This is a genomic window from Streptomyces roseolilacinus (assembly GCF_014649335.1).
Classification (GTDB): Bacteria; Actinomycetota; Actinomycetes; order Streptomycetales; family Streptomycetaceae; genus Streptomyces; species Streptomyces roseolilacinus.
In genome coordinates this window covers 82,319-97,745 of sequence record NZ_BMSV01000009.1, presented here as the reverse complement: position 1 = coordinate 97,745, position 15,427 = coordinate 82,319, and the positions used below count along the sequence as shown (strand labels likewise).

Below are 15,427 nucleotides of genomic sequence, written 5' to 3'. Positions count from 1 at the left end.
TACCGCCCCGAACGGGAGGATCAGGGCGGAGACTTCGCCGGCCCGTGACCGGAAAGCACGCGTTCCATGCCCGGTTCACGGTAACGATTTCGATTCGGAATGGTTGAGTGGGGGCCTCGGGTGGGACGGACCGGGTCCGCCTCTCTAGGATTCCGGTACTCACGGGGCACTTGAGTCATCAGGCGAGTCCCACCCCCCACGTGCGCACGTCGTGACCCGCGCCGCGCACACGTCGACGGGGCCTCGCCCAGAGGGGAAATCTGTGTTTGCTGCGTTTTCTGTCCAGAGGCGGGAGCGGCTCGGCCGCCGGCTCGCCGCCGCGGTCCTGACCTCGGGTCTGGTCGCGGGTGGTTCCATAGCCGGGGCGGCCGTGGCCGTCGCCGACGAGAACCCTCAGCACCAGGGCGGCGCCTCCGCCACCCTCAAGGGGCTGACCACCTTCGACGACGCCGTCCTCAAGAAGAACGGCGAGGAGAAGAAGCTGCCCGCCGGCCTCTTCGAGATGGCCGTCGACGGCGGCGGCACGCTGAAGACGTACTGCATCGACATCCACAACCCGACGCTGCCGAAGGCCGAGTACCTCGAGACGCCGTGGGAGCAGACCTCCCTCGGCCGCAACGACGAGGCCGGCAAGATCCTGTGGGTTCTGAAGAACTCGTACCCGCAGATCGACAACCTGGCGGCGCTGGCCGACAAGGCGCAGAGCGGTCCGCTGACCGAGAAGACCGCCGCCGCCGGCACGCAGGTCGCCATCTGGCGCTTCTCCGACGGCGTCGACGTCGAGGCCAAGGACCCGGCCGCCGAGAAGCTCGCCGACTGGCTGCAGGCGAACGCCAAGAAGCTCGAAGAGCCCAAGGCGTCCCTGACCCTGGAGCCGAACGCCGTCTCCGGCAAGGCCGGTGGCAAGCTCGGCCCGCTCACCGTCCGCACCAACGCCGGCACGGCCACCGTGACCGCCCCGGACGTCTCCGGCGTGAAGGTCACCGACAAGGACGGCAAGCCCGTCACCGAGGCCAAGGACGGCACGGAGCTGTACGTCGACGTGCCCGCCGGCACCGCCGACGCCACCGCGGCCTTCAACGTCCAGGCCAGCACGTCCGTCTCCGTGGGCCGCGCCTTCGCCAGCCTCTCCAAGAGCCAGACGCAGATCCTGGCCGGCTCCAGCGAGTCGACCGTCTCCGCGACCGGCAACGCCACCTGGGCGAAGAAGGGCGCCATCCCGGCCCTGACCGCCGAGAAGAACTGCGCCAAGGGCGGCGTCGACATCACCGCGAAGAACGAGGGTGACGAGGCCTTCACCTTCGAGCTGGCCGAGCAGAAGGTCGAGGTCGGCGCGGGCGAGTCCAAGACCGTCACCGTCCCGGTCGCCGAGGACCAGCCGTACGAGTTCACCATCGCGCTGCCCGGTGGCGAGACGAAGACGTTCAAGGGCGTCCTCGACTGCAAGACCAGCAGCGAGACCACCCCGCCGACCACGGGCGGCGACGAGCCCAGCTCCGAGCCGAGCCCCCAGTCCGGCGGCACCACCTCGGGCGGCACGACCGGCGGCGACACCACCGGTGACCTCGCCGAGACCGGCGCCTCCAACGCCACGCCGATGATCGCCGGCATCGCCGTCGCGTTCGTCCTGCTGGGCGGCGGCGCGGTCTTCTTCCTCCGCAGGAAGAAGGGTGCCGCGGCCGGTCAGTGACCCCGCAGCGACCCGTAGGGGCGGCCCCGGACGCACACCGCGTCCGGGGCCGCTCCCCTTTCTCCCCTTCCTTCGCCCCTCCCGTTCCCCACCACGGCCCCCGCCCACGGCCTCCCGGCCCCCTCGACCCGGCCCTCCAGCCCCGACCGGCCCCTGCTCCGGCCCCCGCCCCGCCGCGGCCTCCGGCCTCAGCCGGCTCCACCGGCCGGAGGGAGCGCCCGTGGCCCGGAGGCGGTGACGGCCCGGAAAGCGGGCCCCAGGGCCCCGCGGGGGGGCCGACGGCGACGAGGGGTGACGCGTCCGCCGTCCGGGGCGCTCACGGAGCGGCAGGTCAGCGCCGCCGCCGGGTGCTGGTTTCTGTTGCGGGGTGGCGGTCAGGCAAGATGGGGTGTGTCTGCCCTCATGCGGCGGAGCCGCGAATCGACCCCTACTGATTGCCGGACGGTTTCTCTTGGCTGAGTACATCTACACGATGCGCAAGACGCGCAAGGCGCACGGCGACAAGGTCATCCTCGATGACGTGACGCTGAGCTTCCTGCCCGGCGCGAAGATCGGTGTGGTCGGCCCGAACGGCGCCGGTAAGTCCACCGTGCTCAAGATCATGGCGGGCCTGGAGCAGCCCTCGAACGGCGACGCCTTCCTGTCGCCCGGCTACACCGTCGGCATCCTCCTCCAGGAGCCCCCGCTCGACGAGTCCAAGACCGTCCTGGAGAACGTCCAGGACGGCGTCGCCGAGATCAAGGGCAAGCTCGACCGGTTCAACGCGATCGCCGAGGAGATGGCGACCAACTACACCGACGAGCTCATGACGGAGATGGGCAAGCTCCAGGAGGAGCTGGACCACGCCAACGCGTGGGACCTCGACGCCCAGCTCGAGCAGGCCATGGACGCCCTCGGCTGCCCGCCCGGCGACTGGGCGGTCACCAACCTCTCCGGTGGCGAGAAGCGCCGCGTCGCGCTCTGCAAGCTGCTGCTGGAGGCGCCCGACCTGCTGCTGCTCGACGAGCCCACCAACCACCTGGACGCCGAGTCCGTCCAGTGGCTGGAGCAGCACCTCGCCAAGTACCACGGCACCGTCGTCGCCATCACCCACGACCGGTACTTCCTCGACAACGTCGCCGGCTGGATCCTGGAGCTCGACCGCGGCCGCGCCATCGGCTACGAGGGCAACTACTCCACCTACCTGGAGACCAAGCAGGCCCGCCTGAAGGTCGAGGGCCAGAAGGACGCCAAGCGCGCCAAGCGGCTCAAGGAAGAGCTGGAGTGGGTCCGCTCCAACGCCAAGGGCCGGCAGGCCAAGTCCAAGGCCCGCCTCGCCCGGTACGAGGAGATGGCCGCCGAGGCCGACAAGATGCGGAAGCTGGACTTCGAGGAGATCCAGATCCCGCCGGGCCCGCGCCTGGGCAACGTCGTCGTCGAGGTCGAGAACCTCAGCAAGGCCTTCGGTGAGAAGGTCCTCATCGACGACCTCAGCTTCACCCTCCCGCGCAACGGCATCGTCGGCGTCATCGGCCCGAACGGCGCCGGCAAGACCACGCTGTTCAAGATGATCCAGGGCCTGGAGGAGCCGGACTCCGGCACCATCCGGGTCGGCGACACCGTCAAGATCAGCTACGTCGACCAGAGCCGCGAGAACATCGACCCCAAGAAGACCCTGTGGGCCGTGGTCTCCGACGAGCTCGACTACATCAACGTCGGCCAGGTCGAGATGCCGTCCCGCGCCTACGTGTCCGCGTTCGGCTTCAAGGGCCCGGACCAGCAGAAGCCCGCCGGCATCCTCTCCGGCGGTGAGCGCAACCGCCTCAACCTGGCGCTCACCCTCAAGCAGGGCGGCAACCTGCTGCTCCTCGACGAGCCGACCAACGACCTCGACGTCGAGACCCTCTCCTCCCTGGAGAACGCGCTGCTGGAGTTCCCCGGCTGCGCCGTGGTCGTCTCCCACGACCGCTGGTTCCTCGACCGCGTCGCCACGCACATCCTGGCGTACGAGGGCGACTCCAAGTGGTTCTGGTTCGAGGGCAACTTCGAGTCCTACGAGAAGAACAAGGTCGAGCGCCTCGGCCCGGACGCGGCCCGTCCGCACCGCGCCACGTACAAGAAGCTCACCCGGGGCTGAGGCGGCGCTTCGAGTGGCTCGGCACATCTACCGCTGCCCCCTGCGGTGGTCGGACATGGACGCCTTCGGGCACGTCAACAACGTGGTCTTCCTCCGCTACCTGGAGGAGGCCCGCATCGACTTCATGTTCCGGCTGGCGCCGGGGGACGGCTCCCCCTCGTTCTCCGGCGGGTCCGTCGTGGCCCGCCACGAGATCGACTACGTACGGCCGCTGGTCCACCGGCACGAGCCGGTGACCGTCGAGTCCTGGGTCACCAAGATCGGCGCGGCGTCCCTGACGATCGCCTACGAGGTCAAGGACCCCGACCAGGTGTACGTGCGGGCCTCCACGGTGGTCGTCCCCTACGACCTCCAGGCGCAGCGCCCGCGGCGCATCACCGCCGAGGAGCGGGAGTTCCTCCAGGAGTACGTGGACGACGGGATGCACGCGGAGGGTGCCGTCGCATGACGGCGCCGCTGCACTTCGCCGAGGGCCGGGAGGCGGCGGGCACGGCCGCCTTCCTGGCCCGGCTGGTCCACTACGACCGGGCCGCCGCCGTCCGCCTCCAGGCGGGCGGCGGGGCCCTGGCCGTCTTCGGCCGCCCGCCGTCGTTCGAGGTCCTCGCCGTCCGCACGGCGGCCCTCCTCGACGACACGGTCCTCGACACGACCGTCTCCGCCGGCGAGCTGCTCGACGGCATCGAGGAGACGGTGGGCAAGGCGATCGTGCCCGCGCCCGTCACCGGCCCGCCGTGGAGCGGGGTCCTCCCGCCGCGCGGCGGCTGGCGCGAGGTGCCCGGCCTGCCGGACGCCGCCGGGCTGCGCGGCACCGTCGCCGCGGCGGTCGCCGAGTTCCGCGCGCGGGACGAGGAACTGCCGCCGCAGCACCGCACCCGCGCGGAACGTGACCGCATCGGCCGCGAGATCTGGTCCCGCCCCGTCCCCGGCACCGGGCTGCCGCTGCGCGCGGCGCACGCCGCCCAGTCGCTGGGCTTCCTGCCCCCGGCCGGGGCCGTCCCGCACGAGGTGCCCGTCGTGCTGCTGGCCGCCGGGCCGTGGCTGCGGCTGCGCACCCCGTACGGCTCCGTGGCGGTACGCGCGACGGCGGGCCTCGGGGAGCTGGGCGTCATGCCCGTCCGCCACCCCTGAGGCCCGCCGCGTCACCCGCCGTGCGCCGCCGGTTCAGCCGGCGGTGTTGACCATCGACGCGGCCGCGTACGTGAGGTAGTCCCACAGCTGCCGCTCGTGCTCCTCGGACAGGCCGAGCTCGTCCACGGCGACCCGCATGTGCCTCAGCCACGCGTCGTGCGCCGCCCTGTCCACGACGAACGGGGCATGCCGCATCCGCAGCCGCGGGTGCCCGCGGTGGTCGCTGTACGTGCGGGGGCCGCCCCAGTACTGCATCAGGAACAGCGCGAGCCGCTCCTCGGCCGGTCCCAGGTCCTCCTCCGGGTACATCGGCCGCAGCAGCGGGTCCTCGGCGACGCCCTGGTAGAAGCGGTGGACGAGCCGCCGGAACGTCTGCTCGCCGCCCACCTGCTCGTAGAACGTCTGCTCCTGGAGAGTGCCGCGCGGAATCTCATTCACCCGTCCATCGTCTCAGACGCGCCGACGGAGGACCCCGGCCCTAGGTCGTGCCTTCAAAGTCCCGTCTGCCTGCCGACGTCTGGCACGCACGCTCGCCGCGTTGTCGTCGGTCGCCAATGCTCCGCAGTGGCTCCCTCCTCCGCCTTGCGATCGCACGCACCAGACGCCGCCCGGCCCGCCCTACGGGCGAACGACGCCACTTCGAAGACACTCCCTAGGACCACCGGACCCCGCCCCTCCCTACGACAAAGCGGCGATAGTGGACATATGGGTACAGGTGTGGGGCGGGAGCGGGACCCGTTCGCCGAGGCCGCCGCCGAGGCGAGGCACCGGCTGGTGGCCGCGCTCACCGCCGAGGGCGCCCTGCCCGACCCGGCCTGGCGGGCGGCGTTCGAGGAGGTCCCGCGCCACCTGTTCGTGCCGTCCTACCACGTCGGCGTCCTCGGCGGGTACGAGCGGCTGCGGCGCGACGACCCCGACCCCGAGGGCCGGCGGCGCTGGCTGGAGGGCGCGTACGAGGACCAGCCGCTGGGCACCCTGCTCCGCGGCGACGAGCTCGTGTCCTCCGCCAGCCAGCCGTCCCTCATGGCCGACATGCTGCACGCCCTCGACGTGCGGGACGGCGACACGGTGCTGGAGATCGGCGCCGGCTCCGGGTACAACGCGGCGCTCCTGTGCCACCGGCTGGGCGACGCGCGCGTCACGACCGTCGACATCGACGCCGACATCGCCGACGCCGCCCGCGCCCACCTCCACGAGGCCGGCCACCACCCCGTCGTCGTCACCGGCGACGGCGCCCGCGGCCGGCCGGACCGGGCCCCCTTCGACCGGATCGTCGCGACCTGCGCCATGCCGTCCGTGCCGGCCGCGTGGCTCGCCCAGTGCCGGCCGGGCGCGTGCGTCGTCGCGCCGCTGTCCACGGGCGTCGTCCGGCTGCGCGTCGAGGACGCCGAGCACGCGGAGGGCCGTTTCCTGCCCACGTCCGCGTACTTCGTCCCGCTGCGCGGCCCGGGCGCGGCCGTGTCCGAGCCGCGCACCGGCGGGCTGCCCCGGCGCGCCCTCGACAGCGACCTGTTCCGCTTCCTGCTCACCCTGGCGTCGGGCAGCCTCGACCCGTACGAGGCGTACGCCCTGTGGCAGCGCGAGGGCCGCCCGGCCCGCGAACGGTACGGCGTGACCGTCCGCGGCGGCCGGCAGTGGGCGTGGCTGGACGACCCCGAGGGCCCGTACAGCTGGGCCCTCGGAGGGGCGGGCCGGCTGTCCTGACCCGCGCGGTCCGGGGCTAGCCCCGGACGACGGTGAGCGTCGTCCAGGCGCCCACGTGGACGCGGTCGCCGTCCTGGAGCGGTACGGGCACGTAGGGCTGGATCGGCTCGTCGGCGCCGTTCAGGGTGGTGCCGTTGGTGGAGTTCTGGTCCATCACCGCCCAGGAGCCGTCGGGCTGCCGCACGAACACGGCGTGCTGGTGCGACACGCCCGGGTCCTCCGGCGGCACCGACAGGTCGATGTCCGGCGACTCGCCCGTCGACTGCCGGCGGCGGCCGACCGTCACCTGCTGCCCGTCCAGCGACACGCGCCGCTCGGGCGAGTAGGCGGGCAGGTTGAGGCTCGCCGCCTCGGGGCCGCTGCGGCGCATCATGGCCATGAAGTACTCACGGTCGGGCCGCACGACGACGGTCCACCCGGCGGGCGCGGTCGCCTGCGGCTGCTGCGGCGGCTGCCCGTGCTGGGGAGCCTGCCCGTGCGGGGGCTGCGGACCCTGCCCGTGTGGGGGCTGGCCGTGCTGCGGACCCTGGCCGTGCTGAGGCTGGGGCGGCGGGGTCTGCCCGTGCGGAGCCTGCCCCTGCTGGGGCTGGGACGGCGGGGCCTGGCCGTGCTGCGGCTGCGGGGGCTGCCCGTGCTGCGGGGGCTGCCCCTGCGGAGACAGGCCGTGCGAGGGCTGCTGCGGGGGCCGCGCCTGGGACGGCGGGGCCTGCGGCTGGGACGGCGGAGGCAGCACCCAGTCGTCGCCCCTGTCGGCGTCGGGCTGCCGGAACATCCGCGGCGGCGCGGAGCCGGGCGCGGCCTGCGCGGAAGCGGGCCCACCGGCACCCGGGCCGGGTCCCTGGCCGGGCGCGCCACCGGGACCGGGCGGGGAACCCGGGCCGAAGACGGGGGCGCCGGGTCCGCCGGACGGTCCCCGGCCGGGGGCGCCGCCGGGTCCGCCGGCCGGGCCGCGGTCGGGGGCGCCGGGGTAGGAACCGGTGCCGGGACCGCCGGCCGGGCCGTGACCCTGCGCGGAGTCGGGGCCGTACGAGGGGCCGCCGGGCGGAGGGCCGGCGGGACCCTGCCCGGGCGCACCGGGTCCGCCGCCGGGACCCTGGCCGGGCCCGCCGGGAGGGTTCCCGGAGCCCGGGCCGAAGGCCGGGCCGCCGGGGTGCGCTCCGGTGCCGGACGCGGGGCCCGGACCGTACGCGGGGCCGCCGGGGCCGCCGGGACCCGGACCGGGAGGGCCCGGAGGACGCAGGCCGGGCGTGTCCGGACCGCCGGGACCGCCCGGACCGCCGGGGTGTCCGCCGAAGGACGGGCCGCCGGTCGCCGGGCCGTTACCGGGACCGGGACCGTTGCCCGGCCCGGGGCCGTGACCGGGGCCGAAGGACGGGGCGGGGGCGCCCGGTCCGGGGTTCGGGCCCTGGGCGGGCGCGCCGTCGCGACCGAACGCCGGGCCGCCCTGACCGGGGCCCGCGGGCTGGGGAGGGCGAGGCCCGCCGAAGGGGGAGGGCCCCTGGCCGGGGGGCGGCGTGAAGCCGGGCTCCCGCGGTTCGGGCTCGGACGGCAGGGGCTCCGCCGGGCGGTTCACCTGCGACGGGCGGGAGCCCTGGTACTCGTACGGGTCCGGCGGACGCGGCGCCGACGTGAAACCGGGCGGCAGGTTCAGCCCGCCGCCCGGCCGGGACGGGGGCGGCGGCGGGGAGATCGGCGTGTACGAGGTGGCCGTGTTGGTGAGGAAGTTCCACCGGCACTCCTCGCAGAACGGCGCCCCCGCCTCCCGCGGCGTACGGCACTGCGGGCACAGCTCCGCCTGCTGGGTGGCGTTCGGGTCGCCGCCCGCGGGGCCCGGGTAGCCGTACCCGGGGGCGGGGGGCGGCGGGGGAGGAGGCGGCACGGCACCCGCGGGCGCGCCCGCCCCGGCCATGCGGTGGCCGCAGACCTCGCACCAGTCCTCGGCACCCGACTGGTGTCCGTTCGGGCAGGTCGGCATCTCGGCCCTTCCCCCTCTCCACGCCGGCCGCCGCTGCGGCCGCCGTCACGGCTTCTTCATGTGCGTCCGGTTCACGCGAACCGTCTTCGTGGACCGTGTCTCGAGCGTCATCTCGTCCGCGTCCGCGACCTTGGCCTTCAGCCGCACAGTACCCGTCGCCGCGTCGACGACGTCGACCACCTTCGAAAGCAGTTTCGCAGTATCCGTGTTCCCCGAGGCGGCCGCCAACTGCACCGCGCGCCCGAGTCTGGCCGTCGCGCCGTACAGATCGCCCGACTTGCGCGCTTCCAGCCCCTCCTGGATGACATGGGCGAGTTCGGCCTGGCCCGTGTAGTGCGCGACCTGCGGGTTGATGGAGGTCGACGCCGCCGTGTCGGCCGTCCACACGGCCCGTACGAGGCCCTGCCCCAGCGTCTCGGGCAGCCCCCCGGCCGGGTCGGGCCGGACCAGGGACACGCGGGCGGCGAGCATCTCCTGGCCGAGGCCGGCGGGCGGCACCCGTACGCACAGGTGGTAGTCGCGGGACTCGTCGCCCCACGAGCCGGTCGGGTAGTCCCCGGCGCGCGGCCCCGCCTCCGTGCGGCGGCCCGTCAGGTCCTCCACGGCCGGCGCGACCTGCTTCACGAAGACGATCTCCGCGCCGACCGGTGTCCACAGCCGCAGCGCGACGTCCGGGACCTCCTTGCCCATCGCGTGCTCCATCATCCGCGTGAAGTCCGCGGAGAGGCCCGCCGGGTCGGCGACGATGTCGGCCGTGCCGAGCAGCGCCGAGGCGACGCCGGTGACCTCCGCCACCTCCCAGTCGGTGCCGACGCCCCGCGCGTCGCAGGTGAACCGCCCCGCGCAGGCGTCGAGCGCCGCCCGCAGGTCCTGCGGCGCCTCGTGCTCGTTGCGCCCGTCCGTGAGGAGGACGCCGTGGCGGATGGCGGCGCCGGAGGCCGCGAGCAGCCGGTCGGCGAGCCGCAGCCACGTACCGATGGCGGTGCCCCCGCCGGGGGCGAGGCGGCGCAGGGCCTCCTTCGCCTCGGCCCGCGTCCTCGCGCCGGCGGTGGCGAGGCGCCCGCCGCCCGGGTACGCCTCCCGGGCGAGGTGGGTGCCGGCGACGACGGCGAAGCGCACGCCGTCGCGGAGGGTGTCGATCGCGGCGGCGGTGGCGTCGCGGGCGTGGCGCATCTTCGTCGGCGGGTACTCCATGGAGCCGGAGCAGTCGACCATCAGGACGACGGCGGTGCCGCGCCCCGGTCCGTCCGCCGCGTCGGCCGCGCCGTCGCCTTGTGCCCGCTGGTCGTGCGCCGCGTCGCCTTGCGCCGGGCTCCGCCGGTGCGGTGACCGCCGGGCCGCCGCGGGCAGCGGCACCCCGCCCGTCGTACCCCCGCCCGTGGCGCCGACCGTCACGACGGCGTGCACCTCGCTCCCGCCCTCCGGCAGGTACTCGTTCTGGTACACCTCCACCGAGAACCGCGGCACGCTGGACTTGGAGAAGTTCGCCATCGGGTCGTCTCCTGGGGCTCCTTGGTGCTCCACACAACGGACGGACGGAAGCCGGCTCGCACCCCCGGTCAGGCCGATACTGCCCCCGGCTCCGGCGCGGCGAACGGCACCACCGCCACCGTTACGTTGTCGTGGCCGCCGCCGTCGAGGGCGTGCCCGACCAGGACGCGCGCGCAGTGCAGGGGGTGCTCGGCGGCGTCGGCGGGGAGGACGCGGGCCATGTCGCCGGCGGACTCGGCGTAGTTCCACAGGCCGTCCGTGCAGACGACGACCACGCCGGGGCGGTCCGGCCGGAACACGGCGGTGTGCGGCTCCAGTTCGTACGCGTCGGCGCCGAGCCAGCCGGTGATGGCGTGGGCGCGTTCGTCCGCGTACGCCTCGGCCTCGCCCATCAGGCCCGCCGCGACCATCTGGGCAGCCCACGAGTCGTCCTCGGTGAGCCGGGCCGCCGGGGTCGCCCGGTCGTCGGGCACCCAGTAGGCGCGGCTGTCGCCGACCCAGCCGACGACGAGGTGGCCGTGCGCGGCGACGGCGCCCACCAGGGTGCAGGCGGGGGCGTTGCGGTGGCGGTGCGCGTCGTGCCCGAAACCGCCGGAGCCGTCGCCGGGGGGCTCGTCGGCGAGGGCGTTGACGGCGTCGGACGCGGCGACGATGGCGTCGTGCATCGCCTGCCGGGGGTCGGTGCCCAGGGGGAGGGCGGCCCGCAGGGAGGCGTCGGCGGCGCGGGCGGCGGCGGCCGAGGCGTCGTCGGGGCGGGACGCGGAGGACACCCCGTCGCAGACGATCGCGACGACGGCGGTCGAACCGTCGGGGAGGGCGGCGGTCGACACGGCGAACGCGTCCTCGTTGCGGTGGTGCCGCAGCCCCCGGTCGCTGACGGCGGCGACGGCGCGCCCCCTCTCCTGTTCCATGTGGTCCCGCTCCCGTGGCTGTTTGTGTCCGCAGTTCTCGCAGTACCCGTCCGCCGAGACCCGCCCGGCCCGGCAGGCCACGCAGGGGGCGTGGCCGGCGGCGGGGCGGCGGGCGGCCCGGGGGTCGGGCGCCGCGAGTTCGAAGTCCCCGTGCGGGTCGTCGTGCCGCACGGACGGCTCCGGGGCCGCCGGGGTCCCGGAGGCCGCCGGGACGGAGGGGACCGCCGGAGGGGCCGGTGGCCCGGCGGGCGGCGGCGGGCTCGTCGGCGCGGGTGCGGGTGGGGGCGGCGGCACCGGGGCCGCCACCGGGTGCGACGGGTGCGCCGCCGGCCCGCTGGGGGCCGCGGGCGGCGGCGGGGGCGGTGGCGGCGGTACGGGCTGCGCGGGGGGCCCGGCCGGCGCGGGCGCGGGCGCGCCCGGGGGCACGGGGCCCGCCGGGGGCACGGGCGGTGCCGGAGGCGCGGGCGGAGGGGTGGCCAGGACCACCGTGGGGTGGTCCAGGGGGGGTTCCGGTACGGCCGACAGGTCGTACCCGCACGCCCCGCAGAACCGGTCACCCGACTCCAACGGCTCCGAGCAGCCCGGGCAGGCCGACAGTTGATGAGTCTGCGACATCGCTCACACCCACGTCCGGGGGCGGAACCGGTTGGCCCGTTCCACCAGTTCGATCCTTTCCTCGCCCCGCTGGGCGAGCCGGGCGAGCACCCGGTACGAACGCTCCAGGCCGAACCGCAGCCCGCGTTCGTGAAGTTCACTGCCGAGCAGCCCGTGGTCCGGGGACGGGCCGCCCGGCCGCCCCGAGAGCCACCAGTCGAGGGCCAGGCCCAGTACCTCCGCCGACAGCCGTTCGCGCCGCACCGGGTCGAGCCCGAGGGCGTCGAGCGCCGTCACCTGGCGCGCCGCCGCGTACAGGTCGTCCCGCAGCGGTTCCTGCGGGTCCCGCCGGCGCAGCCGCGCCCGTACCGCCGCGACCCGCGCCGCGACGTAGTGGATCGACGACTCGGGCACGGACTCCAGCGTACGCACCGCCGCCTCCCGGTCGCCCGCCGCCAGCCGGACGCGGGCCAGGCCGAACGCCGCGCCCACGTGGCTCGGGTCCGTCGCCCACACCAGGCGGTAGTACGCGGCGGCGTCGTCCAGCCGGCCGAGCGCCTCGGCGCAGGCGCCCAGCGCCAGCTTGGGCGCCGGTTCGCCGGGGAACGCGTCGTACACCGCGTCGAACGCCGGCGTGGCCGCGACGTGGTCGCCGGCCGCCAGCGAGACGACGCCGCGGTACCAGACCACCCGCCAGTCGTCCGGGTGCGACTCCTCCAGCGCGTCCAGCAGGCGTGCGGCGGCCGGCGCGTCGCCCAGCTCCAGCAGGGCCCGCAGCTCCCGCAGCCGCAGCTCGGTCGAGCCGGCCGGGGCGGCGCGCAGGGCGGCCACCAGCTCGGCCGGGCCGGACGCCGCGAGCCCGGCCAGGAACGCGGCGTTCGGGTCGTCCGGATCGACGTGGGGGACGGGCAGCGCGAGCGCCGCGCCCCGCACGTCCGGCACGGCGAGCAACGGCGGCACCGGCCCGGGGGCCGCCGCGGGGGCGCGCCCCGCCCGGCGCCGCGTACGCGCGCCCAGGAGGGAGACCTCCCCGCCCGGCTCGGTGAACAGGACCGTGTCCGCCACCCGCGGTTCCGGGCCGAACAGGGTCGACAGGGCCGGCTTCGGCGTGCCCGTCCGGAGGGCGACGACCTCCCGCAGGACGCCCGTCAGCTGCTCCGCCATCTCCTGCGCGGACGCGAACCGCCGCGCCGGGTCCGGGTCGGTCGCCCGGACCAGCAGCCGGTGGAACGACTCGTACCGCCGGAACACCCCGATGTGCTCCGGGTCCGGCAGCTCGTGCGCGAACACGTTCGTGTAGCCCTGGAAGTCGAAGGTCAGCACCGCCAGCGTCCGCGCCACCGTGTACAGGTCCGACGCGACCGACGGGCCCGTCCCGGCGACCTCGGGCGCCTGGTAGCCGACCGTGCCGTAGACGGCCGACTCGTGGTCGTCCGCCCGCCGCACCGCGCCCATGTCGATCAGCTTCAGCTGGTCCTCGCTCTGGATGGCGTTGTCGACCTTGAAGTCGCAGTACAGCAGGTTCCGGCCGTGCAGGTGGCCCAGCGCCTCCAGCGCCTCGATGCCGTACGCGCACGCCTGCTCGACCGGCAGCGGGTCGCGCCGCCCGTCCGGTCCGCGCCGCTCGTTCGCGATCTCCTTCAGGGACTTGCCGCCGACGTACTCCATGACGATGTACCCGTCCAGCGAACCCGTCCGCTGGTCGAGGTGCTCCACGAAGTTGTAGATGCGGACGATGTTGGCGTGCTCGATCTCGGCGAGGAACCGCCGCTCCGAGATCGCCGCCGCCATCGCGTCCTGGTCGCCGGTGTCCAGCAGGCCCTTGAGGACCACCCACCGGTCGGAGACCGCCCGGTCCACGGCGAGGTAGACCCAGCCGAGCCCGCCGTGCGCGAGGCAGCCCGCCACCTCGTACTGGCCGTGCACCACGTCACCGGCCCGCAGCTTCGGCACGAACGAGTACGGGTGGCCGCACCGGGTGCAGAACCCCTCCGTACGGCCCGGCCGCTCGCCGCGGGCCCGGCCGACCGGCGCGCCGCAGTCGGAACGGGAGCAGAACCGCCGCCGCTCGGGCACCTCCGGGCGCTCCATCACCGCCGACCGCGGATCGGGCCGCGGCACGGCCGGTACCGCCACCAGGCCCGCGCCCAGCCGCCCGCGCGTCGAACGGCCGCTGGAGGAACCGGAGCTGCGCACCGACACGAACCGTGCCGTCGCCGGGCCCGACAGGTCCTGCGACAGCCGCCCGGACACCGACCGGCGCGAGCCCGACGAGCCCGACGAGCGGGCGGAAGGGCCCGACGGGCGCGCGGCCCCCGGCCCCGGCGCCGCACCGGACGACGCCCCCGCCGCCGCGCCGGGACCCGCCGCCGGCCGCCCGCCGCCCACCACGCCCGTCGGTGGCGACGACACCGCGCCGTCCGGGGCGACGACCGGGGCCAGGCCGCACGTGTCGCAGTACAGCTCGCCGCCGCCCACGTCCTCGTAGGCGCCGCCGCACTCCGGGCGCTGGCACGTCCTCATCCGTGCCCCCCGGCCGACAGGACCTCGCTCGCCGCCCGCTGGTAGCGCAGGACGGCCTGCTCGGCGGCGCGCAGGTCGCACGGGGCGCTCCACAGCATGCGGCGCGCCGCGTCGTACCGCTCGCTCAGGACCGGGTCGTCCGCCAGCCCGTACCGCGCCGTCTTCGCCCGGTACGCGTCGAGGCGCCCGCGCAGTTCGGCGCGGACGGCGAGCGGCGCGGTCACCGCGGCCAGCGACTCGCGGGCCCGCAGCAGCTCCTCCTCGGCCTCCCGCTCCAGCGCCTCCAGCAGCGGGGACAGCCGGTGCCACCGGGCGTGCCGCCGGTGGTCGGCGGCGGTCGCCAGCCGCTCGTGCAGCGCGGTCGGCGGCCCGCTCACCGCCGGCACCTCCGACGCGGCGATCTTCGACAGGACCTCGACGCGCGCGGTGCGGGCCTCGGCGAGGGTGCGGTCCGCCCGCGACAGCAGGTCCCGCAGCCGCAGCAGCCGCGACTCGGAGTCCTGCCGCACCTGGAGGACCGCCTCGATCTCCCGGCGCACGTCCTCCAACGCCCGCGCGGCCCGGTCGTACCGGTCCGTGTCCGGCCGCCCGACGCCGGGCGCCGAACTGCCCGGGGCCGGCCGCCAGAACGCCAGCGGGTCGCTGACGACCTGCGCGCGCAGCGAGGTCAGCTCCTCCGTGATGGCCTCCAGGTCGTCCCCCGCCGGGTGCTCCCCGGGCCGTACGCCGACGGAACGCGCCAGCGACCGCGTCCGGTGCAGCTCCGCCGCGAGCAGGTCTATCCGGGCGGGCAGCGCCGACCAGACGGCGTCCGCCGACACGACGACGTCCAGGGACCGCGCGTACAGCTCGTTCATCCGCGCGACCAGGCCCTCCAGCGTGAACCGCTCCGCCGGCGCGCCCCCGGAGGACCCCGGCGGCGCCCCGTGCGCCGACGCGTCCGGTACGACGACGCTCTCGCCGCACAGCCGCTCCGTCAGCTCCGCCAGCTCCTCGGACCCCGGCCAGCGGCGCCGGGCGCGCACCTCGCGGGCGGCGCGCAGCGCGTCCGTGTACGCGTCGAAGCACGCCCACAGCAGCGCGATCGTCCGCTCGGTCGCGGCCCAGCGCTCCTGGGTCGTCCCGGTCAGCGCGGCCCCTTCGAGCAGCCTGCGGCCCGCGTGGTCCTGCAGCGCGAGCAGCGAGTCCTCGACCGCCTTGTGCTCCGCGCCGAGGCGTGCCAGCGCACGGTCCACCTCGTCCCGGTCCATCACCGGACCGGGGGGACCCGTGACGGCCATCGATCACCTCTCGCT

At 75.6% G+C, this 15,427-nt stretch carries 11 protein-coding genes; 5 read left to right on the top strand and 6 right to left on the bottom strand.

Translation table 11 applies throughout. The features are described 5' to 3' along the window. Positions 1-262: 262 nt before the first annotated feature. From IE106_RS21830 to IE106_RS21815, 4 genes are all read left to right on the top strand, one after another. On the top strand, positions 263-1,690 hold the full coding sequence (locus IE106_RS21830) for a thioester domain-containing protein (RefSeq protein WP_189536706.1): 1,428 nt from the start codon (positions 263-265) through the stop codon (positions 1,688-1,690). Positions 1,691-2,141: 451 nt separating this feature from the next. Then, complete coding sequence (ettA, locus tag IE106_RS21825; RefSeq protein WP_189536704.1) at positions 2,142-3,806, top strand: energy-dependent translational throttle protein EttA; 1,665 nt, start codon at positions 2,142-2,144, stop codon at positions 3,804-3,806. Positions 3,807-3,819: 13 nt separating this feature from the next. Next, on the top strand, positions 3,820-4,254 hold the full coding sequence (locus IE106_RS21820) for an acyl-CoA thioesterase (RefSeq protein WP_189536702.1): 435 nt from the start codon (positions 3,820-3,822) through the stop codon (positions 4,252-4,254). Further along, positions 4,251-4,934 carry a DUF8185 domain-containing protein gene (locus tag IE106_RS21815; RefSeq protein WP_189536700.1) on the top strand — a complete coding sequence of 228 codons (684 nt, stop codon included), beginning with the start codon at positions 4,251-4,253 and terminating at the stop codon, positions 4,932-4,934. The genes IE106_RS21820 and IE106_RS21815 overlap by 4 nt, the downstream gene beginning before the upstream one ends. A gap of 33 nt (positions 4,935-4,967) precedes the next feature. Here the strand turns inward: IE106_RS21815 and IE106_RS21810 are convergent, their stop codons facing one another. Next, entirely contained in the window at positions 4,968-5,372 is a 405-nt protein-coding gene (locus IE106_RS21810; RefSeq protein ID WP_189536698.1) for a globin, read from the bottom strand. A gap of 267 nt (positions 5,373-5,639) precedes the next feature. Here IE106_RS21810 and IE106_RS21805 point away from each other — a divergent pair, with 267 nt between their 5' ends. Continuing rightward, the gene (locus tag IE106_RS21805) at positions 5,640-6,638 is read left to right on the top strand and encodes a methyltransferase domain-containing protein (RefSeq protein WP_189536696.1); all 999 of its coding nucleotides are present in this window, start codon (positions 5,640-5,642) and stop codon (positions 6,636-6,638) included. Positions 6,639-6,654: 16 nt separating this feature from the next. Here the strand turns inward: IE106_RS21805 and IE106_RS21800 are convergent, their stop codons facing one another. From IE106_RS21800 to IE106_RS21780, 5 genes are all read right to left on the bottom strand, one after another. Then, entirely contained in the window at positions 6,655-8,613 is a 1,959-nt protein-coding gene (locus IE106_RS21800; RefSeq protein WP_189536694.1) for an FHA domain-containing protein, read from the bottom strand. A 45-nt stretch (positions 8,614-8,658) separates the two neighbouring features. After that, positions 8,659-10,104, bottom strand: coding sequence for a vWA domain-containing protein (locus IE106_RS21795; RefSeq protein ID WP_189536692.1), 1,446 nt, complete (start codon positions 10,102-10,104; stop codon positions 8,659-8,661). A 68-nt stretch (positions 10,105-10,172) separates the two neighbouring features. Continuing rightward, positions 10,173-11,630 (bottom strand): PP2C family protein-serine/threonine phosphatase, encoded by a 1,458-nt coding sequence (locus IE106_RS21790; RefSeq protein ID WP_189536690.1) that lies wholly within the window; start codon positions 11,628-11,630, stop codon positions 10,173-10,175. Between the two features lie 3 nt (positions 11,631-11,633). Beyond that, the gene (locus tag IE106_RS21785) at positions 11,634-14,132 is read right to left on the bottom strand and encodes a serine/threonine-protein kinase (RefSeq protein WP_189536688.1); all 2,499 of its coding nucleotides are present in this window, start codon (positions 14,130-14,132) and stop codon (positions 11,634-11,636) included. Continuing rightward, a complete protein-coding gene (locus IE106_RS21780; protein ID WP_189536686.1) occupies positions 14,129-15,412 on the bottom strand; it encodes a hypothetical protein in 1,284 nt (427 codons plus the stop codon). Before IE106_RS21780 ends, IE106_RS21785 begins: the two co-directional genes overlap by 4 nt. Between the last annotated feature and the right edge of the window lie 15 nt (positions 15,413-15,427).

Bases quoted from the DNA above. Each gene is read 5' to 3' on its own strand.
- IE106_RS21780 (WP_189536686.1), bottom strand. From the start codon at position 15,412: ATGGCCGTCACGGGTCCCCCCGGTCCGGTGATGGACCGGGACGAGGTG.
- IE106_RS21785 (WP_189536688.1), bottom strand. From the start codon at position 14,132: ATGAGGACGTGCCAGCGCCCGGAGTGCGGCGGCGCCTACGAGGACGTG.
- IE106_RS21815 (WP_189536700.1), top strand. From the start codon at position 4,251: ATGACGGCGCCGCTGCACTTCGCCGAGGGCCGGGAGGCGGCGGGCACG.
- IE106_RS21795 (WP_189536692.1), bottom strand. From the start codon at position 10,104: ATGGCGAACTTCTCCAAGTCCAGCGTGCCGCGGTTCTCGGTGGAGGTG.
- IE106_RS21790 (WP_189536690.1), bottom strand. From the start codon at position 11,630: ATGTCGCAGACTCATCAACTGTCGGCCTGCCCGGGCTGCTCGGAGCCG.
- IE106_RS21805 (WP_189536696.1), top strand. From the start codon at position 5,640: ATGGGTACAGGTGTGGGGCGGGAGCGGGACCCGTTCGCCGAGGCCGCC.
- IE106_RS21800 (WP_189536694.1), bottom strand. From the start codon at position 8,613: ATGCCGACCTGCCCGAACGGACACCAGTCGGGTGCCGAGGACTGGTGC.